General features: G+C 67.3%; 26 protein-coding genes, 2 tRNA genes and 1 other RNA gene. 10 read left to right on the top strand and 19 right to left on the bottom strand.

Annotated features, from left to right (window positions below):
- Positions 1 to 58 precede the first annotated feature (58 nt).
- From fabF to AC06E7_RS09145, 8 genes are all read right to left on the bottom strand, one after another.
- On the bottom strand, positions 59 to 1321 hold the full coding sequence (gene fabF / locus AC06E7_RS09180; protein ID WP_068849639.1) for a beta-ketoacyl-ACP synthase II: 1263 nt from the start codon (positions 1319 to 1321) through the stop codon (positions 59 to 61).
- Between the two features lie 136 nt (positions 1322 to 1457).
- The gene (gene acpP, locus AC06E7_RS09175; protein WP_068849637.1) at positions 1458 to 1697 is read right to left on the bottom strand and encodes an acyl carrier protein; all 240 of its coding nucleotides are present in this window, start codon (positions 1695 to 1697) and stop codon (positions 1458 to 1460) included.
- A 153-nt stretch (positions 1698 to 1850) separates the two neighbouring features.
- Positions 1851 to 2594 carry a 3-oxoacyl-ACP reductase FabG gene (gene fabG / locus AC06E7_RS09170; protein ID WP_478064262.1) on the bottom strand — a complete coding sequence of 248 codons (744 nt, stop codon included), beginning with the start codon at positions 2592 to 2594 and terminating at the stop codon, positions 1851 to 1853.
- Between the two features lie 76 nt (positions 2595 to 2670).
- The gene (gene fabD, locus AC06E7_RS09165; protein ID WP_478064260.1) at positions 2671 to 3615 is read right to left on the bottom strand and encodes an ACP S-malonyltransferase; all 945 of its coding nucleotides are present in this window, start codon (positions 3613 to 3615) and stop codon (positions 2671 to 2673) included.
- A gap of 117 nt (positions 3616 to 3732) precedes the next feature.
- On the bottom strand, positions 3733 to 4515 hold the full coding sequence (locus AC06E7_RS09160) for a BUD32 family EKC/KEOPS complex subunit (protein ID WP_095363684.1): 783 nt from the start codon (positions 4513 to 4515) through the stop codon (positions 3733 to 3735).
- Positions 4516 to 4578: 63 nt separating this feature from the next.
- Positions 4579 to 5556 carry a beta-ketoacyl-ACP synthase III gene (locus AC06E7_RS09155; RefSeq protein ID WP_478064259.1) on the bottom strand — a complete coding sequence of 326 codons (978 nt, stop codon included), beginning with the start codon at positions 5554 to 5556 and terminating at the stop codon, positions 4579 to 4581.
- 66 nt (positions 5557 to 5622) lie between these two features.
- Positions 5623 to 5820: a 50S ribosomal protein L32 gene (gene rpmF, locus AC06E7_RS09150; RefSeq protein ID WP_068849629.1), complete on the bottom strand. Its 198-nt coding sequence runs from the start codon at positions 5818 to 5820 to the stop codon at positions 5623 to 5625.
- 109 nt (positions 5821 to 5929) lie between these two features.
- Positions 5930 to 6439: a YceD family protein gene (locus tag AC06E7_RS09145; RefSeq protein ID WP_068849627.1), complete on the bottom strand. Its 510-nt coding sequence runs from the start codon at positions 6437 to 6439 to the stop codon at positions 5930 to 5932.
- Positions 6440 to 6541: 102 nt separating this feature from the next.
- On the opposite strand from AC06E7_RS09145, the gene AC06E7_RS09140 reads away from it, so the two are divergent.
- Positions 6542 to 7114: a Maf family protein gene (locus tag AC06E7_RS09140; RefSeq protein WP_478064257.1), complete on the top strand. Its 573-nt coding sequence runs from the start codon at positions 6542 to 6544 to the stop codon at positions 7112 to 7114.
- A 15-nt stretch (positions 7115 to 7129) separates the two neighbouring features.
- Here the strand turns inward: AC06E7_RS09140 and AC06E7_RS09135 are convergent, their stop codons facing one another.
- Positions 7130 to 8971 (bottom strand): ArnT family glycosyltransferase, encoded by a 1842-nt coding sequence (locus tag AC06E7_RS09135; protein WP_478064255.1) that lies wholly within the window; start codon positions 8969 to 8971, stop codon positions 7130 to 7132.
- A gap of 40 nt (positions 8972 to 9011) precedes the next feature.
- Here AC06E7_RS09135 and AC06E7_RS09130 point away from each other — a divergent pair, with 40 nt between their 5' ends.
- The 4 genes from AC06E7_RS09130 to AC06E7_RS09115 are packed head-to-tail and all read left to right on the top strand — an operon-like array spanning position 9012 to position 13382.
- On the top strand, positions 9012 to 9965 hold the full coding sequence (locus AC06E7_RS09130; protein ID WP_306989671.1) for an AAA family ATPase: 954 nt from the start codon (positions 9012 to 9014) through the stop codon (positions 9963 to 9965).
- 42 nt (positions 9966 to 10007) lie between these two features.
- On the top strand, positions 10008 to 10922 hold the full coding sequence (locus AC06E7_RS09125; RefSeq protein ID WP_478064253.1) for a DUF58 domain-containing protein: 915 nt from the start codon (positions 10008 to 10010) through the stop codon (positions 10920 to 10922).
- Positions 10915 to 12861 carry a transglutaminase TgpA family protein gene (locus AC06E7_RS09120; RefSeq protein ID WP_478064251.1) on the top strand — a complete coding sequence of 649 codons (1947 nt, stop codon included), beginning with the start codon at positions 10915 to 10917 and terminating at the stop codon, positions 12859 to 12861. Before AC06E7_RS09125 ends, AC06E7_RS09120 begins: the two co-directional genes overlap by 8 nt.
- Positions 12858 to 13382 (top strand): Slp family lipoprotein, encoded by a 525-nt coding sequence (locus AC06E7_RS09115; RefSeq protein ID WP_068849617.1) that lies wholly within the window; start codon positions 12858 to 12860, stop codon positions 13380 to 13382. Before AC06E7_RS09120 ends, AC06E7_RS09115 begins: the two co-directional genes overlap by 4 nt.
- 30 nt (positions 13383 to 13412) lie before the next feature.
- Here the strand turns inward: AC06E7_RS09115 and AC06E7_RS09110 are convergent, their stop codons facing one another.
- The 4 genes from AC06E7_RS09110 to dnaX are packed head-to-tail and all read right to left on the bottom strand — an operon-like array spanning position 13413 to position 16646.
- The gene (locus tag AC06E7_RS09110) at positions 13413 to 13772 is read right to left on the bottom strand and encodes a histidine triad nucleotide-binding protein (protein ID WP_095363679.1); all 360 of its coding nucleotides are present in this window, start codon (positions 13770 to 13772) and stop codon (positions 13413 to 13415) included.
- Positions 13773 to 13806: 34 nt separating this feature from the next.
- Positions 13807 to 14403, bottom strand: a complete 597-nt coding sequence (gene recR, locus AC06E7_RS09105) for a recombination mediator RecR (RefSeq protein ID WP_093533261.1) — start codon at positions 14401 to 14403, stop codon at positions 13807 to 13809.
- Positions 14404 to 14405: 2 nt separating this feature from the next.
- Positions 14406 to 14726: a YbaB/EbfC family nucleoid-associated protein gene (locus tag AC06E7_RS09100; protein ID WP_068849611.1), complete on the bottom strand. Its 321-nt coding sequence runs from the start codon at positions 14724 to 14726 to the stop codon at positions 14406 to 14408.
- Positions 14727 to 14732: 6 nt separating this feature from the next.
- Positions 14733 to 16646: a DNA polymerase III subunit gamma/tau gene (gene dnaX, locus AC06E7_RS09095; protein WP_478064249.1), complete on the bottom strand. Its 1914-nt coding sequence runs from the start codon at positions 16644 to 16646 to the stop codon at positions 14733 to 14735.
- A 133-nt stretch (positions 16647 to 16779) separates the two neighbouring features.
- Here dnaX and AC06E7_RS09090 point away from each other — a divergent pair.
- Positions 16780 to 16872: transfer RNA gene (locus AC06E7_RS09090), tRNA-Ser, on the top strand.
- A 336-nt stretch (positions 16873 to 17208) separates the two neighbouring features.
- Positions 17209 to 17673, top strand: a complete 465-nt coding sequence (locus AC06E7_RS09085) for a GNAT family N-acetyltransferase (RefSeq protein ID WP_478064247.1) — start codon at positions 17209 to 17211, stop codon at positions 17671 to 17673.
- Between the two features lie 102 nt (positions 17674 to 17775).
- On the opposite strand, the gene AC06E7_RS09080 is transcribed toward AC06E7_RS09085, so the two are convergent.
- Positions 17776 to 18147, bottom strand: coding sequence for a hypothetical protein (locus AC06E7_RS09080; protein ID WP_478064245.1), 372 nt, complete (start codon positions 18145 to 18147; stop codon positions 17776 to 17778).
- An 18-nt stretch (positions 18148 to 18165) separates the two neighbouring features.
- Here AC06E7_RS09080 and AC06E7_RS09075 point away from each other — a divergent pair, with 18 nt between their 5' ends.
- The gene (locus AC06E7_RS09075; RefSeq protein ID WP_478064243.1) at positions 18166 to 18981 is read left to right on the top strand and encodes a cation efflux transmembrane domain-containing protein; all 816 of its coding nucleotides are present in this window, start codon (positions 18166 to 18168) and stop codon (positions 18979 to 18981) included.
- A gap of 21 nt (positions 18982 to 19002) precedes the next feature.
- Here the strand turns inward: AC06E7_RS09075 and sugE are convergent, their stop codons facing one another.
- Entirely contained in the window at positions 19003 to 19320 is a 318-nt protein-coding gene (sugE, locus tag AC06E7_RS09070) for a quaternary ammonium compound efflux SMR transporter SugE (protein ID WP_093533257.1), read from the bottom strand.
- Between the two features lie 337 nt (positions 19321 to 19657).
- On the opposite strand from sugE, the gene ffs reads away from it, so the two are divergent.
- Positions 19658 to 19754, top strand: an RNA gene (gene ffs / locus AC06E7_RS09065) — signal recognition particle sRNA small type.
- A 38-nt stretch (positions 19755 to 19792) separates the two neighbouring features.
- Here the strand turns inward: ffs and AC06E7_RS09060 are convergent.
- Both AC06E7_RS09060 and AC06E7_RS09055 read right to left on the bottom strand, forming a co-directional pair.
- Entirely contained in the window at positions 19793 to 20548 is a 756-nt protein-coding gene (locus tag AC06E7_RS09060; protein ID WP_320459210.1) for an MBL fold metallo-hydrolase, read from the bottom strand.
- On the bottom strand, positions 20548 to 21297 hold the full coding sequence (locus AC06E7_RS09055; protein WP_068849604.1) for a 3-deoxy-D-manno-octulosonic acid kinase: 750 nt from the start codon (positions 21295 to 21297) through the stop codon (positions 20548 to 20550). The genes AC06E7_RS09060 and AC06E7_RS09055 overlap by 1 nt, the downstream gene beginning before the upstream one ends.
- Positions 21298 to 21318: 21 nt before the next feature.
- On the opposite strand from AC06E7_RS09055, the gene AC06E7_RS09050 reads away from it, so the two are divergent.
- Entirely contained in the window at positions 21319 to 22371 is a 1053-nt protein-coding gene (locus AC06E7_RS09050; RefSeq protein ID WP_068849602.1) for a glycosyltransferase family 9 protein, read from the top strand.
- Here AC06E7_RS09050 and AC06E7_RS09045 read toward each other — a convergent pair.
- Together AC06E7_RS09045 and AC06E7_RS09040 are read right to left on the bottom strand one after the other, a co-directional pair.
- On the bottom strand, positions 22353 to 22757 hold the full coding sequence (locus AC06E7_RS09045; protein ID WP_184124965.1) for a DUF6165 family protein: 405 nt from the start codon (positions 22755 to 22757) through the stop codon (positions 22353 to 22355). The two genes, AC06E7_RS09050 and AC06E7_RS09045, sit on opposite strands and share 19 nt — an antisense overlap.
- A 239-nt stretch (positions 22758 to 22996) precedes the next feature.
- Positions 22997 to 23087, bottom strand: a tRNA-Ser gene (locus AC06E7_RS09040).
- Positions 23088 to 23109: the final 22 nt, after the last annotated feature.

The raw sequence follows: 23109 nt of genomic DNA, 5'->3' as shown, positions 1-23109 counted from the left end.
CCAGATACACCAAGGCCGCCAAGATGGCGGCCCGGTGCGGTGACGTTGGGTGGCGCGCTCAGACGCGCTTGAACACCAGCGTGCCGTTGGTGCCGCCGAAGCCGAAGCCGTTGGACATCACCACATCCACCTTGGCCTCGCGTGCGGTGTTGGGCACGTAATCCAGGTCGCAGCCCTCGCCCGCTTCGTGCAGGTTGATGGTGGGCGGAATGATGTTGTCGCGCAGCGCCAGCACCGAGAAGATGGCTTCCACGCCGCCGGCGGCGCCGAGCAGGTGGCCGGTCATCGACTTGGTGGAGCTGACCATCATCTTGTAGGCGTGGTCGCCGAAGGCGGTCTTCATGGCCATGGTTTCGCCCAGGTCGCCCAGCGGCGTGGAGGTGCCGTGCGCGTTGAGGTAGCCCACCTGGTCCGGGGTAACACCGGCATCCTTGAGGGCCATGGTCATGCAGCGGGCGGCGCCTTCGCCGTTCTCGCTCGGGGCGGTCATGTGGTACGCATCGGAGCTGGCGCCGAAACCGGCCAGCTCGGCATAGATGCGCGCGCCACGGGCCTTGGCGTGTTCGTACTCTTCCAGGATCAGGATGCCGGCGCCGTCGCCGAGCACGAAGCCGTCGCGTTCCTTGTCCCACGGGCGCGATGCTTCGGCCGGGGCGTCGTTGCGGGTGCTCATCGCCTTCATGGCGCAGAAGCCGCCCAGCGCCGTGGGCGAGGAGCCGCGCTCGGCGCCGCCCACCACCATCACGTCCGCATCGCCGTACTGGATCATGCGCATGGCGGTGCCGATGGAATGATTCGAGGTGGCGCAGGCCGACACCGCCGAGAACGACGGTCCCTTCAACCCGGTGATGATGCTCAGCTGCCCGGGCAGCATGTTGATGATGGTCTTGGGCACGTAGAAGGGCGAGATCTTCTTGCCCTCGTGGAACTCGATGGTCTGTTCCTCGATGCCCAGCAGGCCGCCGATGCCCGCGCCGACGATGGCGCCGATGCGTTCGGCATTGCCGTCGGTGATCTCCAGGCCCGAATCGTTCAAGGCCATGAAGGCGGCACCGAGGCCGTAATGGATGAACGGGTCCATCTTCTTGGCATCCTTGCCACTGACCCGGAACTTGCCGAACTGTTCGTTGTCGGCGGTGATGTCGAAGTCCCTGACCTCACCTGCAATCTTGGTGGTGAAACGGTCCAGGTAAGCCTGCGAAACGTTGGTCAGCGGGCCGATGCCGGAACGGCCTTCGGTGATGCCCTTCCAACTGGTGGCCAGATCATTGCCCAACGGCGAGACCATGCCCATGCCGGTAACGACGACGCGACGCTTCATTGCAGATTCTCCTGACCCGGGTAGTGCGGGGTTGACGCGGTGTAACGCTCAAAAGCACAGGGCCGCAAGCGCGGCCCCATGGGTTTGCTGCACGCGGTGGCGGTAAGCACCACTACCGCGCGCAAGCCGCCCGACATCACGCCTTGACGTGAGCCTTGACGTAGTCGATCGCAGCCTGGACGGTGCTGATCTTCTCGGCTTCTTCGTCCGGGATCTCGCACTCGAATTCTTCTTCCAGCGCCATCACCAGTTCAACGGTGTCCAGGGAGTCGGCACCCAGGTCATCGACGAACGATGCGGTGGTGACAACTTCTTCTTCCTTGACGCCAAGCTGTTCGACGACGATTTTCTTGACGCGTTCTTCGATGGTGCTCATTGGATATCGCTCCAGATGGAGTAGTGGTTCAAAAAGTGACGCCATCAAATGGCGATGGCCGTGGGATAGTGTAGTGGAAACCGCAGGGGCCTTGCATGGCTGCAAAACTCCATTTGGATCAACCACTTGCGGTGCAGTCCCTGCACCACATGCTTACGGCATGTACATGCCGCCGTTCACATGGAGGGTTTCGCCGGTGATGTAGCTGGCCGAAGGACCGGCCAGGAACGCCACCGCATTGGCGATGTCGGACGGCTCGCCCAGGCGTTCCAGGGCGATCGACTTGACCAGGCCGGTGCGCTGTTCTTCCGGCAACGCCTTGGTCATGTCGGTATCGATGAAGCCCGGCGCGACCACGTTGACGGTGATGCCGCGCGAGCCGATTTCCTTGGCCAGCGACTTGGAGAAGGCGATGATGCCGGCCTTGGCCGCGGCGTAATTGGCCTGGCCGGCATTGCCGGTCACGCCGATCACCGAGGCGATGTTGATGATGCGGCCCTTGCGCGCCTTCATCATGCCGCGGATGACGGCCTTGGAGGTGCGGAACACGCTGGTCAGGTTGGTGTCGAGGATGGCCTGCCAGTCCTCGTCCTTCATGCGCAGCAGCAGGTTGTCGCGGGTGATGCCGGCATTGTTGACCAGGATGGTGATGGCACCGAATTCCTTGGCAATGCCGTCCAGCACGTCCTCGAGCGCGGCCGGGTCGGTCACGTTCAGCGCGCGGCCGTGGCCGCCTGCGGCAGCCAGGCGCTCGCCGATGGCGGCAGCACCGGATTCGGTGGTGGCGGTACCGATCACGGTCGCGCCCTGCGCGGCCAGTGCATCGGCGATCGCCGCGCCGATGCCACGGCTGGCGCCGGTCACCAGTGCGATTTCACCCTGAAGGGGCTTGCTCATGCTCAGTTTCCTCGAACGGGACCGGTCCGCAGCGCCGGCCCGGGGGCTGGCACGTGGCGAACGCGATCGAAAGTCATCAGGCGGCCCAGGTCTCGCGGGCCGTCTCGAAGTCGGCGGGCGTGGACAGTGTGCGCGCATCCAGGCCCTTGTCGATGCGCTTGATCAAGCCGCTGAGCACCTTGCCGGGGCCGCATTCGGCCACGCGGGTCACGCCGCGCGCGGCCAGGGCTTCGACGCAGCCGGTCCACTGCACCGGCAGGTACAACTGCTGGACCAGGGCGGTGCGGATGGCATCGATGCCGTCGTGCACGCGGGCATCCACGTTCTGCACCACCGGCAAGGCCGGCACGCGCCAGGCCAGGCCAGCCATGGTTTCCTGCAGGCGGTTGGCGGCTTCACGCATGAGCGGGGTGTGCGAGGGAACGCTGACGGCCAGCTTCACGGCCTTGCGCACGCCCTTTTCGGCCAGCAGCGCCAAGGCGCGGTCGACGGCAGCGGCATCGCCGCCGATGACGATCTGGCCGGGCGAGTTGTAGTTGGCCGGCACCACCACCTGGCTGCCGGAGGCCTGTTCACAGACTTCCTTGACGAGGGCGTCTTCGGCGCCGAGCACGGCGGCCATGGCGCCCACGCCGGTCGGGGCGGCATCCTGCATCAGCTGGCCGCGCAGGCGCACCAGATGCGCGCCGTCACGCAGCGACAGTGCGCCGGCGGCCACCAGGGCGGTGTACTCGCCCAGGCTGTGCCCGGCCAGCACGGCCGGCTGGGCACCGCCGACGGCCTGCCACGCGCGCCACACGCCGATACTGGCGGCCAGCAGGGCCGGCTGGGTGTACTCGGTGCGGTTGAGCATCTCTTCCGGGCCGCCCTGCGACAGCGCCCACAGGTCCACGCCGGCGCCATCGGAGGCTTCGGTGAACGCTTCACGCACCTGCGGGTGCAGTTCAGCCAGTTCAGCCAGCATGCCCAGCGACTGCGAGCCCTGGCCGGGGAACACGAAAGCGAGATTGGAATCGGTCACGCGGAGTTCCGCCTGCAAAAATCGAACGGCGAATGATAAGGGGGAATACCGCGCTTCGTCTGTACTGGCGCGTATTGACCAGCCCCCGGCAGGTGCCGACCGCTGGTCGGCACGCCCTCAAACAAACAGCTGCAGAATGTCCAGGTCGCCATCGCTGAAGAAATCAAAGCAGATCGCCACCAACATCAACATGCCCAGCGTGGTCGCCCCGTGCACGATCACGATGGCGTGCGCCAGCGCGCGCGCCGAGCGCCCCATCTTCATGCTGTAGCGGGCCAGGCGCTGCAGCCGGCCGGAGACCTCGTGCGCATGCGCCAGCACCGGGGCGTCTTCGCCATCCATGGCTGCCGCCATCAGCGCCTGCAGCTGCTCGGGGCGGTGTTCGTAGTACTTGGCCACGCCATAGCCGAACATCAGCCAGTCGCGGGCCTGGGCCTGGGCCAGGTCCATCACTTCCAGCGGATCTTCCTCGAAATCGATGAAGCCGATGGCCCGGCCATCCCAGGTCAGGTTGCGCGGCAGTGGCTGGCCGAAATAGGCGCCCTTGGCATGGGCGGCCACGATGGCCTCCATCGCCGCCGACACCAGTGCGTCGCGGCCGGCATCGTCGGCCTGGCGCAGGCAGGTGTTGAAGGAGCTGCCGTTGTCGCCCAGCACGAGCGAGGCATGGCCGCTGCCGATCACGTGCGGCACGTTCACCCCCTGCGCCTGCAGTTCGGCCAGGCGCCGCGCTTCGGTTTCCCGGGCGGCGTCACCGCCGCGGTGCGGCGGTGGGCGCAGCGCGTCCAGCTGGAAGCGGTTGGCCACGAAATTGAGCAGGCCCAGCGCGACCGCGCGGCTGCTTTCACCGTACTGCTTCAGCCAGGCGCGCTGACCCTCGATGACAATGGGTTCGACCATGACACACCTCCAGAAATGCAAAACGGCCCCATCGGGGCCGTTTCGTGTGAACCGATTAACGTATTAATAACGCAGCAGCGCCGAACCCCAGGTGAAGCCGCCGCCGAAGGCTTCAAGCAGCAGCAGCTGGCCGCGCTGCACCTTGCCCGAGCGCACCGCCACGTCCAGCGCCATCGGCACCGAAGCGGAGGAGGTGTTGCCGTGCCTGTCCACGGTGACCACGACCTGGTCCATCGACATATCCAGCCGCTTGGCGGTGGCTTCGATGATGCGCAGGTTGGCCTGGTGCGGAATCAGCCAGTCCAGGTCGGCCTTGGTCATGCCATTGGCGTCGAGGGTTTCGTCCACGACCGAGTCCAGCGCCTTGACGGCGTACTTGAACACGTCGTTGCCCTTCATCAGGATCGCGCCGCGGGCCTGCTCGCCTTCGCCGAAGCCGGCCGAGACGCCCACCGGGTTCCACAGCAGCTCTTTCTTGCTGCCATCCGAATGCAGGTGGGTGCTCAGGATGCCGGTGTCTTCGTCGGCCTTGAGCACCACCGCGCCCGCGCCATCGCCGAACAGCACGCAGGTGGTGCGGTCGTTCCAGTCGACGATACGGGTCAGGGTTTCCGCACCGATGACCAGCACGTGGCGGGCATCACCGGAACGAATGAATTTGTCGGCCACGCCCAGCGCGAACACGAAGCCCGAACAGGCGGCGTTGACGTCGAAGGCAGGGCAGCCGCTCGCACCGAGCTTGGCCTGGATCAGGCACGCGGTGGACGGGAAGATCAGATCGGGGGTGGTGGTTCCCACCACGATCATGTCCAGCTCGGAAGCGTCGATACCGGCCGCTTCCAACGCACGTACCGCGGCGTGGTAGCCGAGGTCGCTGGTGGTTTCCGTGTCGGCGGCGATGTGCCGCTCACGGATACCGGTGCGCGTCTGGATCCACTCATCGCTGGTGTCGACCATTTTCTCCAGATCCTGGTTGGTCAACACTTTTTCGGGCAAGTAACTACCAGTGCCCGCGATCCTCGAGTAGATCCGCTTGCTCATTGCATTTCCTGTAACGGAAGAAAGGGTAAAGGCCGCTGCCCGACCGGGCAGCGGCCCTCACACAGATCAATCTTCTTCGACGGCCGAGTTCGACTTGGTCGTGATCACCTTCTTGCCGCGGTAGAAACCGTCAGCTGTGATGTGATGACGCAGATGCACTTCGCCGGTAGTCGGGTCGGTGGACAGCTGCTTGGCGCTCAGGGCGTCATGCGAACGGCGCTGGCCGCGGCGGGACGGGGTAACACGGGATTTCTGCACAGCCATGGGATTGCTCCAAACTCGGTTCGTTTTTGCTTCGTCGTATCGTCGCGCAGGACGCCAGCGCCCAGCACAGTCTTCGCTTTCGCCGCAGCCGCCGACGACAATCCGGCTGCTATTGTTTCTTCAGCGCCGCCAATGCCGCGAACGGATTGGCCTTGCTCTGTTCTTCTTCGGTCGGTGCCCAGTCCCGGTCCACCGCTTCACCCTCGGGTGACAGCGGCACCACCGGCACGGCCAGGACCAGTTCGTCCTCGACTAGGTCCAGCGGACGCAGGCTGCCGTCTTCGGGCACCAGCATCGCCTCGTACTCTTCCGGCAGCGACGACTCTTCGTCTTCGCTGCGGATCAGGCCGAGCCGCTGCTTGACCGACACCGGCAGCAGGAAGCGCTGCAGGCTGCGCTGACAGATCAGCGGCAGCGCGGTATCGATGGTCAGGTCCACATAGGATACCCGCAGGATGTCGTCGTGGCCGAATTCAAGCGCAAACGTGCACTTGCCCTCGGTATCGGCAACAAGGCCTTGCAGGCGGGTCATTTCTGCCAGTTCTACCTGACCGTCGAAGCACCTTCGTGCTGCGACCATCCGCCAGGCATCCAGCAATTCGGGCACGTTCGCGGACATAAGCCGCTGAATGTTAAGGATGCCGCCGGCGGTTGTCAATTACCCGCGACACGAGGGCGTGCGGTAGAGTGCCGCCCACCCCTGTCACCCTGGTATTGTCGCATGCTTCCCCTGCTGCTGGCCTCCACCTCCCGTTACCGCCGTGAACTGCTGGAACGGCTGGGCCTGCCGCTGGAGACGGCGCGGCCGGAGGTGGACGAATCTCCCGCCCCCGGCGAAGCGCCGCGTGCGCTGGCCGTCCGGCTGGCGCGGGCCAAGGCCGCCGAGGTGGCCGCCCGCCACCCGGGGCGGTGGGTGATCGGCTCGGACCAGGTCGCGGACCTGAACGGGACCCCGCTGGGCAAGCCTGGCGATGTGCCGGGGGCGCACGCGCAGCTGGCGGCGATGTCCGGGCAGACGGTGGCCTTCCATACCGCGATCTGCCTGGTCCGCGATGACCAGATGCTGGAGGCCTGCGACCTGACCGAGGTCCGGTTCCGGGCACTGGGCGCGGACGAGATTGCCCGCTACGTGGCGGCCGAGCAGCCGCTGGACTGCGCCGGCAGCTTCAAGTGCGAGGGACTGGGCATCACGCTGTTCGAGGCGATCGACAACCGCGACCCGACCGCGTTGATCGGCCTGCCGCTGATCGCCCTCGGCGGGCTGCTGCGGCAGGCTGGCTACACCCTGCCCTGACGCCGATCCAGGCGATCAGCGTGCCGGAACGATGAAAGATTGTTCCTGCCACTGCTCCACGCTGCCATCGTTGCCATACAGCGTCATGCCCAGCCAATGCTTGCCCGGCGCGAGCTGGCGGGTGTCGAGCGTGGCATCGAAGGCCACGTGCGGGTGCTGGGGATCGGTGGAGATCTTCCACGCGGCCGTGATGTCACGCGCGCGACCGTACACCGCATCGCCTACCGGCTGGCCATCGATCGACAGCTCCACGCGCGACAGCCCTACGCCGTCCTTGAACGCCCACCCGCGCACTTCCATGCGCTCGGCCACCTTCTCATCCTGCAGGGGCGCATCCACCCAGGCCATGGCCGGGGTCACGCAGGGGCCATCGATGCGCTGCGCGGGCAGCTTGAACAGCAGGAAGCGCTGGTAGCCATGGTCCTGGCTGACTACGCGCGGCGGCGGCAACGGGCCCACCTGCGCGCAGATGTCGTGGTAGCGCTCCAGCAGGTCGCGGTAGCGCTGGTCACTGGGCGAGAGCACCAGCAGCATCGGCCCATCGCGCTGGCCATCGTGCAGCAGGCCCCACAGGCCGAGCTGCGCGGTGCGGCCGTGCTTGTCGTTGAGCGGGTGGCGCAGCACTTCAATGCGTGGATCGCGCAGCTGGAAGCCCAGCTCGGCCCCTACCTTGAAGTTGCCGGCCAGTACGCGCGTGCCCGGCGGCATGCCCGCCAGCTCCTTGCGCACCTCATCGGCCAGCGGCGCCCAGCCGGCGAAATTGCGCGGGTAATACTTGTCGCCGGCCAGCTGCTCGCGAAGGCCCGGACTGGAGGCCATCAGGTAATAGGAGAACGCCAGTGCCAGCCCTGCCCCGGCCAGCCACCAGCCGGTGCGGCGCAGCCAGCGCGGCCAGCCATTGAGCACCACCGGCACCGCCACCAGCAGCGCAAGGTAGCCAGGCAGCGGCCAATGGAAGCTGATGCGCTCCACGTCGGTGAAGAAACCCAGCGCAAAAATTGCCAGCGTGGAAACCGCCCCCACCAGGCCGAAGTAGCGCCACTGCGCGCGCGCGCCACCGCCGGAACGGGTGCCGGCCAGCGCCACCTTCCACATCGCGATGCACAGGATCGGCGTGACCAGCATCGGCTGGATCACCAGGAACCACAGGCCACTCCACTGGAATGCCCACGGGTGGCGTTCGACCACCTGGAACTTCAGGCCGGCATCCTGGTTATCGGCATTCCACGCCAGCAGCGGCAGCCAGGCCATCACGCCCACCGCCAGCGCGACCCACACGCGCGGATCACGCAGCGTGCGCCGCCCTTGCGGCAACAGCAGCAGGGCAATGAAACCGACCACGATCACGCCGATGAAGCGGTAATGGCTCAGCGCGCCGATCACCAGCCCCAACGACAGCTTCACCGCCGCCGCCGCATCGACGTTGCGCAGCAGGCGCGCGCCGGCATCCAGGCACAGCACCGCCGCCAGCGCCATCGGCACATCGGGCACGGCCAGCATGCCCAGCGTGGCCGACAGGGGCATCAACACGGTCAGGCTGCCTGCCTGCCAGCCCGCCACCGCGCCAAACCAGCGGGTAGCGATGCGTGAGACCAGCCACGGCAGCATCGCGCCGATCGCCAGGAACGGCAGGCGCAGCGCCAGCACGTGGTTGCCGCCCAGCTCCACGCCCAGGCGTGCCAGCCAGGCGGTCAGCCCGGGCAGATCGGAATAGGCGGCGGCCAGGTGCTGGCCTTCCTGCCAATAGAACGCTTCGTCCACGAACAAGGGCAGACGCGCGGCCACCACGAGCTTGACGGCCGTGATGAGCGTCCACAACACCAAAAAAATTGTGCGTGCGCGTTGTTCGCCCTGCATTGCTCTATAGAATCGAAGGAATCATCGACACGAGACGGACATGGATACTTCGCCCCGCGTGCCCGCCATGCTACCCGAAGAACTGCGACAGTCCCTGCGCAACGCGCAGGACCAGGTCAATGGGCTGGTGCTGGGCAAGGCCCATGAAGTCCGCCTGGCATTCGTCGCGCTGCTCTCCGGTGGGCACCTGCTGATCGAGGACCTGCCCGGCCTGGGCAAGACCACGCTGGCCCACGCGCTGGCCTCCAGCCTGGGATTGGGATTCCAGCGCGTGCAGTTCACCTCGGACCTGCTGCCCGCCGATGTGCTCGGCGTCTCGGTTTACGAGGCCGCCAGTCGCCAGTTCCAGTTCCATCCCGGCCCGGTCTTCACGCACGTGCTGCTGGCCGATGAAATCAACCGCGCGCCGCCACGCACGCAGAGCGCGCTGCTCGAAGCAATGGCCGAGCAGCAGGTCACCCTTGATGGCGTGACCCATCCACTGCCCGATCCCTTCTTCGTGATCGCCACCCAGAACCCGGTAGATCTTTCGGGCACGTTCCCGCTGCCCGATTCGCAGCTGGACCGCTTCCTGCTGCGGCTTGCATTGGGCTATCCCAACCCCGAATCCGAACGCGAGCTGCTGCGCGGCACCGACCGCCGCCACCTGATCGCACAGGCCACCGCCTGCCTGGATGACAACCAGGTGCGTGCCCTGCGCGAGGCAGTCAGCCAGGTGCATGCCAGCGAAGCGCTGATCCAATACGTACAGGCACTGCTCGCGCGCAGCCGCCAACACGCCGGCGTGCGGGTCGGCCTGTCGCCGCGCGCGGGGCTGGCGCTGCTGCGTGCGGCCAAAGCACATGCCCTGCTGCTGGGCCGCACCCACGTGGTGCCCGAAGACGTGCAGACGCTGTTCATCGCTGTGGCCGGACATCGACTGGTGCCCGAAGCCGAGGCCAGCACCGGACCGGCGCTGGCCCGCGCCATCCTCCAGACCGTTCCGGTGGACTGAGTGCGCAGCGGCTGGGGAGACCGCTGGCGCAGGCTGGTATTGATGGCCCGGCCACGGCAGCCGGAGAGCCTGCCGCGCCGCATGGACCGCCGCCGCATCTACGTGCTGCCGACCCGCTTCGGCCTGTTCGTGGCCCTGTTGCTGGGGACGATGCTGCTGGGCGCGCTGAACTACAACAACAACCCGGCGTTGCTGCTGGCGCTGCTGCTGGCCACGGTGGCCGTTGCCAGCGCGCTCAGCGCGCACCTGCAGTTGTCGGGCCTGCAGATCGATGCGGTGTCGGCCGAACCGGTGGTGGCCGGCGCCACGCTGCGCCTGCGCATCAACCTGTCGCGTGCCGATACGCGCGTGCGTCGCGGCCTGGTGCTGGCGCTGGGCGACAGCCAGGGTTACGGCCACCTGGTGGATACCGACCAGATCGAAGTGGACCTGTTGCTGCCCACCACGCGTCGCGGCTGGGTGGACGTGGACCGCATCCGCATTTCCACCACCCAGCCGCTGGGGCTGGTGCGGGCATGGTCATGGGTGTGGCCCGACACGCCGTTGCTGGTCTACGCCGCGCCCGAGCAGCAGCCACCGCCGCTGCCCGAGGGCGATGGCGACCCCCTGCACACCCGCGTGCATGCCAGTGGCGATGAACTGCACCAGCTGCGCCCCTACCGGCCGGGCGACCCGCAGCGAAGCATTTCCTGGAAGCACTCCGCACGCCGCGACACGCTGCTGGTACGCGAGTACGAGAGGCCGCTGGGCGTGGACGTGCTGCTGGACTGGCGGCAGATGGGTCCGCTGCCGCTGGAAATGAAGATCTCGCGGCTGGCGCGCTGGGTCGACCTGGCCGAACGCGAAGGCCGCCGTTACACGCTGCAGCTCCCCGGCCAACTGCCGCTGGGTCCCGGCCAGGGCAGCAGCCACCACCACCTCTGCCAACGCGCACTGGCGCTGATGCCGCATGGCTGACCCTTCCGCCCCGCTGCTGTCACCCGCCGCCCGCCGCTGGACCCTGGCCAGCGCGGCGCTGTCCCTGGTGCCACTGCTGCTGCAGCTGCCGCCGCTGCTGGCCAGCGTGTTCGCCGTGGCGGCGGTGCTCACCGCTCTGGTGTCCGGGCAACGCGTGCTGCCCGGTCCGGTTCGCGTGCTGCTGGTGCTGGGCATGCTGGCCGCGATCTACTGGCAGATGGGCGCCCGCCCGGGCCGCGATACCGGCTGTGCGCTGCTGGCGGCGATGCTGGCAGTGAAATCCAGCGAGCTGCGCAGCCTGCGCGATGCGCGCAGCCTGCTGGGCTTTGCGCTGTTCGCCCCGTTCGCTGCGTTCCTGCTCGACCAGGGCCCGCTGACCATGGGCCTGGCGGTACTGGCGGCGCTGGCCACGCTGCTCACCCTGCAGCGCCTGGCCCGCGCGGAAGGGCATGCGCCCGGCGCCGCGTTGGCCGAACAGCTGCGCGGGGTGGGCAAGCTGGTGGCGCTGGGCCTGCCGCTGGCGCTGGCCGCGTTCTGGCTGTTCCCGCGACTGAGCGAGCCGCTGTGGGGGCTGCCGGACCGCGCGGTGGGCAAGCCCGGCCTGTCCGACCACATGGAACCCTCCGAGTGGCTGGACCTGATGGCCGATGACGCCACCGCGCTGCGGGTGAGCTTCATCGGTGCCGCGCCCCCGCCTGAGCAGCGCTACTGGCGCGGGCCGGTGATGACCCGCTTCGACGGTCGGCGCTGGGACCGCGATCCCTACAGCGAGCGACGCCCGCCACCGCCGGTGACCCGCAGCGCGGCGCGCTGGGACTACCAGATCGACTACGAGCCCACCGACCGCCGCCAGCTGGTGGCGCTGGACCTGCCCCTGCAGGCACCGGCCGGCACCACGCTGGATGGCACCTACAGCCTGCGCAGCGATCGCAACCTGTCGGCACTCACCCGTTGGCGGCTGCAGTCGGCCCCGGCGGCGGCGTACACCGAGCCGCTCAGCGCGTTCCAGCGGCAGTTGGCACTCCAACTGCCGCCCGACCTCAACCCGCGCACGGCGGCATTGGGCCGGCAGTGGCGGCAGGAGGCGGGCAGCAACGATGCGGCCATCGTGGCGCGGGCGCTGGACTGGATCCGCTCGCGCTTCGCGTACACGCTTTCAACGCCGGCGCCGGGCCGGCACAGCGTGGACGAGTTCCTGTTCGACCAGCAGGCCGGCTTCTGCCAGCACTTCAGTTCTTCGTTCGTAGTGCTGATGCGCAACGCCGGCATTCCCGCACGGGTGGTGACCGGCTTTGCCGGCGGCCAGCGCAATCCTTATGGCAACTACTACGTGGTGCGGCGCATGGATGCCCATGCCTGGGCCGAAGTGTGGCTGCCGCAGCGCGGCTGGGTACGGGTGGACCCGACCGCGGCGGTCGCCCCCGAGCGCATCTATGACACGCTGGAAGACCGCCTGGGCGACGGCGCCGGCACCACCCTGGAAGGCCGCTGGCTGCAGCTGGGCCAGGTGGGCGATTTCCTGCGCCGCAGCTGGAACGACCTGGTGCTGTCCTTCGACGCCAACCGCCAGCAGCAGCTGCTGCGTCCCCTTGGCATCGACAAGCTGGAGCCGGCGCAGCTGGTTGGCATTTTCATTGCCTTCGCAGGCGGCGCGCTAGGCTGGATGGCATGGCTGCTGGCCCGAGGGGAGCGCGAGCGCGATCCCCTGCTGCGGGCCTGGCACCGGCTGGGGCGGCGTTACGCGCGGCATGGCCTGGCCCGGGAACCTGCGGAAACCGCCACGGAGTGGGCGCAGCGCGTCCACCGGCAACGTCCCGACCCGGCGTTGATTCCGCTCAGCCAGCGTTTCGTTCACGCGCGCTACGCTGGCGCTGAGCTCGACCCTTCACTCGTGCGTGACCTGCACAGGCATCGCCCGTCCACCGGAGCAACCTCATGAACGTCAAGATCCTGCTTCCCCTTGCCGCGTCGCTGGCGCTGGCCGCCTGTGCCACGGCCCCCAAACCGCTGCAGGGGCAGTTCAGCGTGGTCAGCCCACGCGATTCGGTCGCCACCCAGCAGGTGGGCACGCCGGTCCGCTGGGGCGGACGCATCATCGAAACCACCCCAGGCCAGGGCCAGACCTGCTTCCAGCTGCTGTCGCGCCCGCTCAATGGCAGCGGCCGCCCGAACACCAGCTCCAATGACGCCAGCGATGGCCGCTTCGTGGCCTGCCGTGCCGGCTTCTACGATCCGGCCGTGTTCGAGGAAGGCCGCGACGTGACCTTCATCGGCAAGATCGCCGGCTACGAGAACACCCGCATCGGCGATTACGAGTACCGCCTGCCCAAGCTGGAGGCCGACGTGATCTACCTGTGGCCGGAACAGCGCCAGGTGGATGTGGTGCCGGTCTATCCGTATGGCCCGTGGGGCCCGGGTTGGGGTCCCGGCTGGGGCTACCGCGGTTGGGGTTGGTGGTAAAAAAAAATCGCCCTTCGGGGCGATTTTTTTTCATGCACTCGGCGTACCGAAGTGCCCCAACGGCGCGCCGGCCAACAGGTGCAGATGGATATGGAACACCGTCTGCCCTGCGTGCTCGCGGCAGTTCATGACGATGCGGTAGCCATCCTGCGCGAAGCCCTCGCGGCGTGCGTACGCTGCCGCCGCCAACGCCAGCTTGCCGATCAGGTGCGCCTGCGAGGGCTGCACGTCGTCCAGCGTGGGAATGGCTTCGTTCTTGGGAATGAACAGCACGTGCACCGGCGCCTGCGGCGCGATGTCCTTGAACGCCAGCACCTCGTCATCTTCGTAGACGATGGTGGCCGGAATTTCGCGGCGGATGATCTTTCCGAACAGGGTGTCTTCAGACATGGGTCACCTTGAAGGTTGCCGGCAACGCCGGTGGTCAGGTTGCTTCGGTACGGGTGCCGAACGCGTGCGAGAGGGTGCCGCGGTCCACGTATTCCAGCTCGCCACCCAGCGGCAGGCCCTGCGCCAGCCGGCTGGGCCGCACCTTGTGGGCGCGCGCCAGCTGCGCCAGGTAATGCGCGGTGGCCTCGCCTTCGACGGTGGCGCTGGTGGCGATGATCAGCTCCTGCACCTCGCCCTGCCCCAGCCGTGCTTCCAGCTGGTCCAGGCCGAGTTCGCGCGGGCCGACGCCGTCCAGCGGCGACAGCCGCCCCTGCAGCACGAAGTACACGCCGCGGAACCCGGTGGCGGTTTCAATGGCCAGCCGGTCGGCCGGCGATTCCACCGCGCACAGCTGCTGGCGTTCGCGGCTGCCATTGGCGCACACCGCGCAGATTTCGGTTTCGCTGAAATCGCGGCACTGCGCGCAATGGCCGATGCGCTCGATCGCCTTGGCCAGGACCTCGGCCAGCTTTTTGCCGCCCTCGCGCTCGCGCTCCAGCACGTGGTAGGCCATGCGCTGGGCGGTCTTCTGACCCACCCCGGGCAGTACCCGGAAGGCCTCGATCAGCTGTTCGAGCAGGGGCAGGCTCACGCTTAGAACGGCAGCTTCATGCCGGGCGGCAGCTGCATGCCGGCCGTGGCCGAGCCCATGCGGTTCTTGGATTCGGCATCGATCTTGTTCGAGGCGTCGTTGAAGGCGGCCGCGACCAGGTCTTCGGTCATTTCCGCATCGGACAGGATCGACGGATCGATGCGCACCTTGCGGCACTCCTTGGCGCCGGTCAGGGTCACGCTGACCATGCCGCCGCCGGCAGTGCCGGTGACTTCCAGCTTGGCGAGTTCTTCCTGGGCCTTCTGCAGGTTTTCCTGCATCTTCTGGGCCTGCTGCATCAGTTGGGCGATGTTGCCGCGCATGTCGTGTTACTCATCAAAAGGACGGATGGAATCGGTCACGACCCGGGCGCCATGCTGCTGGATCAGCAGCTGCACCGACGGGTCGGCCATGAAGGCGGTTTCGGCCGCCTGCTGTCGTTCGCCACGCTGGCGGTCGGAACGCTGGTGCAGCGTTTCGGCCTCGGCGTTGCCATGTTCGATCACGATCTTCGGGGTCATCCCGAGCGGGCCCGACAGGGCCTCGGTCAGGGCCGCCAGCGAACGGTCCGAACACAGGTACTCAAATCCGGGCGATACGGCCAGTTTCAAGACGCCATGCTGGAACCCGATGAAGGCCGCATGTGCGGCCAGCTGCCGCGACGGACCATTCAGCTGGCTCTGGGCGACCAGTTCCAGCCAGGTTTCAGCCGAGGCCAGCGCGACCGGACCGGCATTGCCGACCGCAGGCGACGGGCTGATGGCGATGCCCTGCGGGCGCGGCGCGGGTGCCACCGCCTGGACGGGCGCGGGCGCGCGTACCGGCGGGGCTTCCCACGGCGCGGCCATGGCGGCGTCGGGGCTGGCCAGTTCCACCGCCAACGCTTCATCACGCTCGTCGCTGCCGGCCTGGTGCCACGGCGGCAGATCGTCTTCGGCGGCGGGTTCTGCTGCCGGTGCAGGTGTCGGTTTCGGCGCGGCCGGGGCGACCACGGGCGCCGCAGGGGCCGCCGGTGCCGAAGCGGCCACAGGTGCGGCCACGGCGGCGGCGACGGGCGCGGCGACGGCGGCCGGCGCGGCGGCCATGCCACCCTGCCCGACACCGTGCGAACCACTTCCCACCTCGGTTCCGGTGCCCGGGTCACGCGGCACCGGCGGCACCGCAGCGGCCGGGCGGAACGCCAACATGCGCAGCACGGCCATTTCAAAGCCGGCGCGCGGGCTGGGCGCCAGGTGCAGGTCGCGGCGGCCACTGAGTGCCATCTGGTACCAGAGCTGCACCACTTCCGGGCGCAGGCGCTGGGCGAAGGCGGCGGCATCGATGCCGTCGCCGTCGGCCTGGGCGCCGGGCACCAGCTGCTGCACCTGGATGCGGTGCAGGGCTTCGGCCAGCGCTTCCAGCACGCCGCTCCAGTCGGGCGAGAATTCGGCCAGCGCGGCCACCACCTGCAGCAGGCGCACGCCATCGCCGTCGGCCAGGGCCTCGAGCATGGCCGCCACCTGGGTGCGGTCCACGGTGCCCAGCATGGTGCGCACCACGTCTTCGCGGAGCGCGCCACCGGCATAGGCGATAGCCTGGTCGAGCAGCGACAGGCCATCACGCAGGCTGCCGTCGGCGGCCTTGGCCAGCTGCACGATCGCGGTCGGGTCCGATTCGATTTCTTCGGCGGCCAGGATCCGGGTCATCTGGCCCTGGATCTGGTCCTCGTCAAGCCGCTTGAGGTTGAACTGCAGGCAGCGCGACAGCACCGTGACCGGCAGCTTCTGCGGGTCGGTGGTGGCCAGCAGGAACTTCACGTGTTCCGGCGGTTCTTCCAGCGTCTTCAGCAGCGCATTGAATGCCGCCTTGGACAGCATGTGCACTTCGTCGATCAGGTAGACCTTGTACTTGCCGCGCGAGGGCATGTACTGGGCGTTCTCGATCACCTCGCGGACATCATCCACGCCGGTGTTGGACGCGGCATCGATCTCCAGCAGGTCGATATAGCGCCCGGAATCGATATCCAGGCAGGCCGGGCACTGGCCACAGGGATCGGCGCTGGTGCCCTGCTCGCAATTCAGCGATTTGGCGAAAATGCGCGCGATGGTGGTCTTGCCGACCCCTCGGGTGCCGGTAAACAGGAATGCATGGTGCACCCGGCCGCTGTCCAGCGCATTGCTGAGCGCACGGACCACGTGTTCCTGGCCTACCAGCTCGGCAAAACGCTTCGGACGCCACTTGCGGGCAAGGACGAGATAGGACATCAGGCCACCGTCTTCATCGGGACGTCCATTGTGCCACGCCTGTCCAGCCCCCCAGCCGGGTGATCGTGGTGCTTGTGCCAATCGCATTCCCCGGCTAGAATCTGCGCCCCTGCAGCGTCAATGCAGCAGGTCCGGAGAGGTGTCCGAGTGGTTGAAGGAGCACGCCTGGAAAGTGTGTAAGCGTCTAAACCGCGCTTCGGGGGTTCGAATCCCCCTCTCTCCGCCAGACAAACGCAAAAGGCCGCCCAATGGGCGGCCTTTTGCGTTTGCCCGGCGGAGAGTCGGTGGACGAGACACGCGGACGGGGTTCGACGGATTCGCCCGGAGCGAATCCGGACAGCCGAATGGCTGGCCCCAACGCGCGCCGAGCGCGCGTTGGGGCGGGGCCCATGGATGGGCCCCGCAATCCCCCGCAACGGAACCGCCCACGACGTGCCAAGATCGACCAACCCGCCGGACAAGCAACGCCGCCCGAAGGGTGCCCCTTTCGTAGAGCCACGCCCTGCGTGGCTGCCCTCCCCATGTCCGACGAACCAATGCCGTGTGTGCAGGTGATCAAGGGATGAGACCGTTCCAGTCTGCCGACGTCGCCGCGTGCCTGAGCGTGTTCGACAGCAACGTCCCTACGTATTTCGGCGCCCATGAACGCGCGGATTTCGCTAGGTACCTTCAGCAGCCGGAACAATTGGCCAACTATTTCGTGCTGGAAGACAAGGGAAGGCTCGTTGCTTGTGGCGGCCTGGACTTTGACCAAGACGGCACTGCCACATTTTGCTGGGGAATGGTGGACCGGGCCTTCCACCGGAAGGGCTTGGGACGGGCGCTCGCATTGGCGCGATTGGCTCAGGCGCGCGCCATGGGTGCCCACCGGGTCGTTCTGGGTACCAGCCAACACACGCAGGCGTTCTACGCCACGCTCGGATTCACCGTTACAGGAGTAGTGGTCGAAGGGCATGGCCCCGGACTGGATGCGGTGGACATGGCGCTCGGCCTGCTGATCCAGGACAGGAGGCCAGTTGGGCCTTAGCCTGTCCTCATGAATGCAGCTCACTTCCACATTTTCATGCATTACCATGTCGCCGGACACGAGATAGCATCCCGTTGCAGTCAGTGCCGTCGGCCGTTTTTGTTATCCGGGGACTGATTGCCCATGCCCCTGCCGCCGGCCTTTTCTGTTATCCGGGGAGGTGTGTACAAGCCAAAGCCCCGATCCGGGGCTTTGTTGCTTTTTGGGCCGGATGAAGTCTCCCTTCGCAACCACGAAGTAGACCTCAGCTCTCGGCTTACGAGCCTGCAGCTCCAGGATCGCCCTGTCGCGGACCTTGTTTCCATGGCCGTCATCCCGATCGCTCGCGCTGACCACGGCCGTCATGTGCCGGTGCGTCTCGATCACTGACGTGCTGGCGAGCGAAGCCTCCAGCTGGTTCACCAGATCGCACGGCAGGTAGCCGTCCTTGCGCACCCGACTGTCGTAATGGTGCCTGCCAAGGCAGACCAGCATTCTGCTGGCAGGTGGCTCATGCCCCATTTCTCGCTTTTTTCGCACCAGTTCAGCGGGGCGCAGACCAACCTGCGCCTATCGCTCTTCGCGACGCGGACGTCCACCGTCCGGCAGGTAGAGCAACGCCCTGCGTGGCTGCCCTCCGCCCAGCACCGCGAAGCCACGCATGGCGTGGCTCTACAATGGGGTACCCCCTTCAGATCCCCTACCCCCATGTCCGACTGCTGCGGCTGCGGAAAAATCGTCGATGTCGCCACCCTTCAGGCGAAGCAGCGCCGCGTCCTGCGCATCGTCCTGGCGATCAATCTCGCCACCTTCGTGATGATGGCGGCCGCGGCCTGGTGGAGCCATTCCTCCTCCCTGCTCTCCGGCAGCCTGGACAACCTGGGTGACGCACTGACCTACGCGATCAGCCTGGCCGTGGTCGGCGCATCGATGCAGGCCAAGGCACGGGTGGCGTTGTTGAAAGGGCTGCTGATTCTCTGCGCGGCCATTGCCGTAGCCGTGCAGATCGGCTGGCGGCTCACCCACCCGGCCGTGCCGCTGTTTGAAGGCATGGGCATTGCCGGTGCGCTGAACCTCGCCGCCAACGGTGTGTGCCTGTGGTTGCTGAATCCGTTCCGCAACGGCGACGTCAACATGGCCTCGGCGTGGGAATGCTCGCGCAATGACATTTTCGAGGGCGTGGCGGTGCTGCTGGCCGCGCTCGCGGTGTGGGCGTTCGGCGCGGGTTGGCCGGACCTGTTGATCGCCGCCGCCTTGCTGGTGATGTTCCTGCGCTCAGCGTTGCGGGTGCTGCGTTCGGCCTGGCGGGAGATGCGGGTTCAAGGCTGAACCCGCCGTCTCCTTCCGCCGTTACGCGCTCGACACCTTCATCAGCACCAGCCCGCTCACGATCAGCACCGCCGCGGCAATGCGCATCGCGCTGACCTGCTCGCCGAGGAACACGATGCCGACGATGAACGCGCCGACCGCGCCAATGCCGGTCCAGATCGTGTAGGCGGTGCCCAGCGGCAGCGTGCGCATGGCCAGGGCGAGCAGCCAGAAGCTGGCAGCCATGGCGGCGAAGGTGATGAGCGACGGGGTGAGCCGGGTGAAACCCTCGGATTGCTTCATCGAGAACGCCCAGACGATTTCCAGAACACCAGCAACAAGCAGATAGATCCAGGCCATGTGGCCCTCCTTATGGGGCCAGGTCGTCCTGGTCATTGTTGCCCGGTATGGGGGAGGCCGTTCCTCCTGGGGTGCGTGCGGCGGGGCAGCGCCCCGCTCTACGGTGAGGGCGATTCTAGGGGATGGGGCGCAGGATGGGGGCCAAAAGCGTGTTGGGGGTTACGAGGTGGTCAGGGTGGGTCGGGGACACGCGCGGCGTGTCGCTACTTGGGAGGTTCTGCGCCAAGTGCCGAATCCGACTAACAGTCGGATCTACCGCGCTTGCGGATCTACCGCGCTTGGCTACGCCGCGCTATACTGGGTGACTGCACTTCGGTGCAACGTCTCTATGGCGGCCCCGTCGGCCCCTCGCGACGCTAGGTCGAAAATCCCGCCAGGGCCGGAAGGCAGCAACGGTATCGATCGACGCGGGCGCCGAGGTCAGCCGGCGGGGCCGTCACCCGTTTGGGCGGTCCATTCCACGTTTGGCTGATCAGGCCGTGGGCCTGGGAGCCGTTGGCTCGGCCAACGCCACGCACTCGCCCGGCATCGCGACCCGATGCCCCCGCTGCCGCAGCGCTTCGCCATCGGCCTCGCTCGCATAGTGGTAAAGCATCATCCGCGCCTGCAGTTCGGCGCTGTATTCGCGTTCGAGATCGTCCACGCCGGTGTGCGATGGGTTGCCGTGCAGCCCGCAGTCGTGCGCGATCAGTTCGTTGTCGCCGGCGTAGCGCGCCAACATTTCCGGAATCGGGCGGGTGTCGCCGCTCCACACCAGCGCGCCCTGCAGGCGCAGGCCGTAGGCGGTTTCGGGCCAGTGGTGGCGGACCGGGAACACTTCCAGGCGCACGCCGTCATGCCAGAACGCTTCGCCCACCACGATCAGCTGGAAGGCATCCCAGAAGTTGGCGCCACCTTCGGCCAGCACGTTGGGGTAATCGGCCACGCGCCGGTGCAGCAGCGGCACCACGGTGGCGGGTACGTACAGCCGGATGCGGCCGCGCCGCTGCGACGAGAAGTAGGCATCCACGAACAGCCGCTCGAAGCCGGCCACGTGGTCCAGGTGCACATGGGTGACGAACAGCGCCTCCGGCATGCGCCCGTACTGGGCGAGGTAAGCGGTAAGCCCCTCGCCGCCGCAGTCGATGGTCAGCCATGGCTCGCCACCGCGCTCGATCACCGCCATCGGCGAACCCAGCTGCACGGCCGACGCGTTGCCGACCCCCATGAAGCGCAGTGCCCAGTCCATCAGTAGCCCCGGTTCCAGGCCAGGTCGTAGGCCCGGCGCAGGCGCGCGAAGTCCTTCTCGACCTCGTCGTGGCTGCGCTCGCCGCGCAGCTTCACCAGCGACCGGTGCAGGCGCTTGAGGTTGCGCTCGCGCCAGGCGGTGGCCGGGATGCGCTGCACGCCACGGTCGAAATCGATCAACCAGCCGTGGCCGTTGGCATCAAACAGGATGTTGTGGGCGTTGAGATCGGCATGGTCCAGCCCGGCGCGGTGGAAACGCGCGATCAGCCTGCCGGTCTCTTCCCAGGGTGCGCCCCGCCCGGCCACCAGCGCGCGGTCGGCCAGCGAACGCACGCCTTCCAGGCGTTCCATCAGGATCGCCGCGCGGTAGCGCATGCCTTCGCGCATGTAGAACGCGGCGATCGGGCGCGGCACCGGCAACTTCAACGCGCGCAGGGCGCGCATCAGGCGGAACTCGGCGAAGCTGCGGGTGCGGTTGGCGCCCCGCCACAGGTACTGGTCGTGGCTCAGCTTGGCCGCCATGCCGCCGCGCAGATACTGGCGCAGCACGCAATGGCCGAACGGCGCATCGACGAACCAGGCCCCGCCCCGTCCACCATCGCCGACCGGGCGCGCCCGGTCACCCCAGTGGCCCGGGGAGAACAGGCTCATCTCGGCTTGCCGCAGCCGTTCGCGGTCGAACAGAATGGCACCCATGCCGCGTCCATCGCGGCAGGGCGTCAGCGCTTCAGTGGCGTCGAATGCGACCATTCCTTCGAGTCTAACAACACCATGGCATCAGCGTCCTCTTCCTTGTGTCTTTTGCGTTTGTCCGCGCTGGGCGATGTCACCCACGTGGTGCCGCTGGTGCGCACCCTGCAGCAGGCACGGCCGGGGACCGAGCTGCACTGGATCATCGACAAGGCCGGGCACAAGCTGCTGGACGGCCTGCCGGGCGTGGTGTTCCATGCCTACGACAAGAAGACCGGCCTGGCCGGCATGCGCGCCCTGCGCGCGTCGCTGCCGCCGGGCCGCTTCGAGGCGCTGCTGCAGATGCAGGTGGCCTTCCGCGCCAATGTGCTGTCGGCGTTCGTTCCCGCGGTGCGCCGGATCGGCTACGACAAGGCGCGCTCCAAGGACCTGCACGGTCTTTTCATCAACGAACGCATCCCCGACCGCCCCGGCATCCACGTGCTGGATGCGATCGGCAGCTTCTGCGAACCGTTGGGGATCCGCCAGACCGAGGTCAGCTGGGACCTGGCGATCCCGCCGGCGGCGGTGGAATGGGCGCAGGCGCAATGGCAGGACGATGGCCGGCCGGTGCTGATGATCTCGCCCTGCTCCAGCCACGTACGCCGCAACTGGTATGCCGACCGCTACGCGGCAGTGGCCAACCATGCGGTTGCACGCGGCTGGCGGGTGGTGCTGTGCGGGGGCCGCAGCGAACTGGAGCGCGGCATGGCCGACGCCATCCAGGCCCAGCTCACCACCCCCGCGCTGGACCTGGTGGGCAAGGACACCCTCAAGCAGCTGCCGGCCCTGCTGGCCCGCGCGGCGCTGGTGATGACCCCGGATTCGGGCCCGATGCACATCGCCAACGCGATGGGCACCAAGGTGCTGGGCCTGCACGCGGCCAGCAACCCGCACCGCAGTGGCCCCTATTCGGACCGCCGCTACTGCGTGGACCGCTATGACGACGCGGCGCGGAAGTTCCTGGGCAAGCCGGCCAGCGAACTCAACTGGGGCACCAAGATCGAGTTCGATGACGTGATGCAGCTGATCACGGTCGACGACGGCATTGCCGCCTTCGAACGCTACGTGGCCGATCAGCCGCGCCCGCTGTAATCCTTGTAGGACTTCTCTTCGACGTAGACCGAGCCCAGCGCCAGGTTGATGTCCTTCTTGATCCGGGCGCGGGTGTCGTTCTTCTGGTAGACGCTGCGCGCCAGGGCGACGAACGCCTCATCGAACTCAGCGGCCTGGTCCTTCAGCCGGATGTTGTCCTCGATATCCCAGAGCTGCTCATTGATGTCCTTCAGCTCCATGCGCAGCTTGGCGATATCCGTGCCGCCGGCCGGATGCGCCATCCAGGTCTTCTCCAGCGCACTCAGCTCGGCCCGGATGTTGGCCAGCTTGCCCGGATCACTGATGCGCTCGGACTTGATCTGCAGGATGGAGATCTTGTCGAGCAATTCGCCAAAGGACACGGGAACAGAAATTTCAGCGGTCATAGGGGGGATGTTCCGTTTTGAATGAGACCAGTCTAGCGAACCCAGCGAAGCGCAGCGCCCGCCCCTCACCGTTCGCACACCCCAACGCCGTAACAAGCCCCTCTGTTGAGGGGCTGCCCCGACAGGGGCGGGGAGAGGAAGCATCGCGGGGGCAACGGCGCTACGCGCCGTTGCAATCCCCCCCTCGAACGTCAGAGACGCAAAAAAGGCCACCCAAAGGGCGGCCTTTTTTGCGTGTCTGGCGGAGAGGGGGGGATTCGAACCCCCGAGGCGCTATAAACGCCTGCCTGATTTCGAGTCAGGTACATTCAACCGCTCTGCCACCTCTCCAGATGGTCCCCGGCGAACCGGG

This window comes from Stenotrophomonas sp. Steno-Z4 (assembly GCF_056393145.1).
Note: the sequence above shows the minus strand (reverse complement) of the source record. Positions and strands in the feature narration are given on the sequence as shown.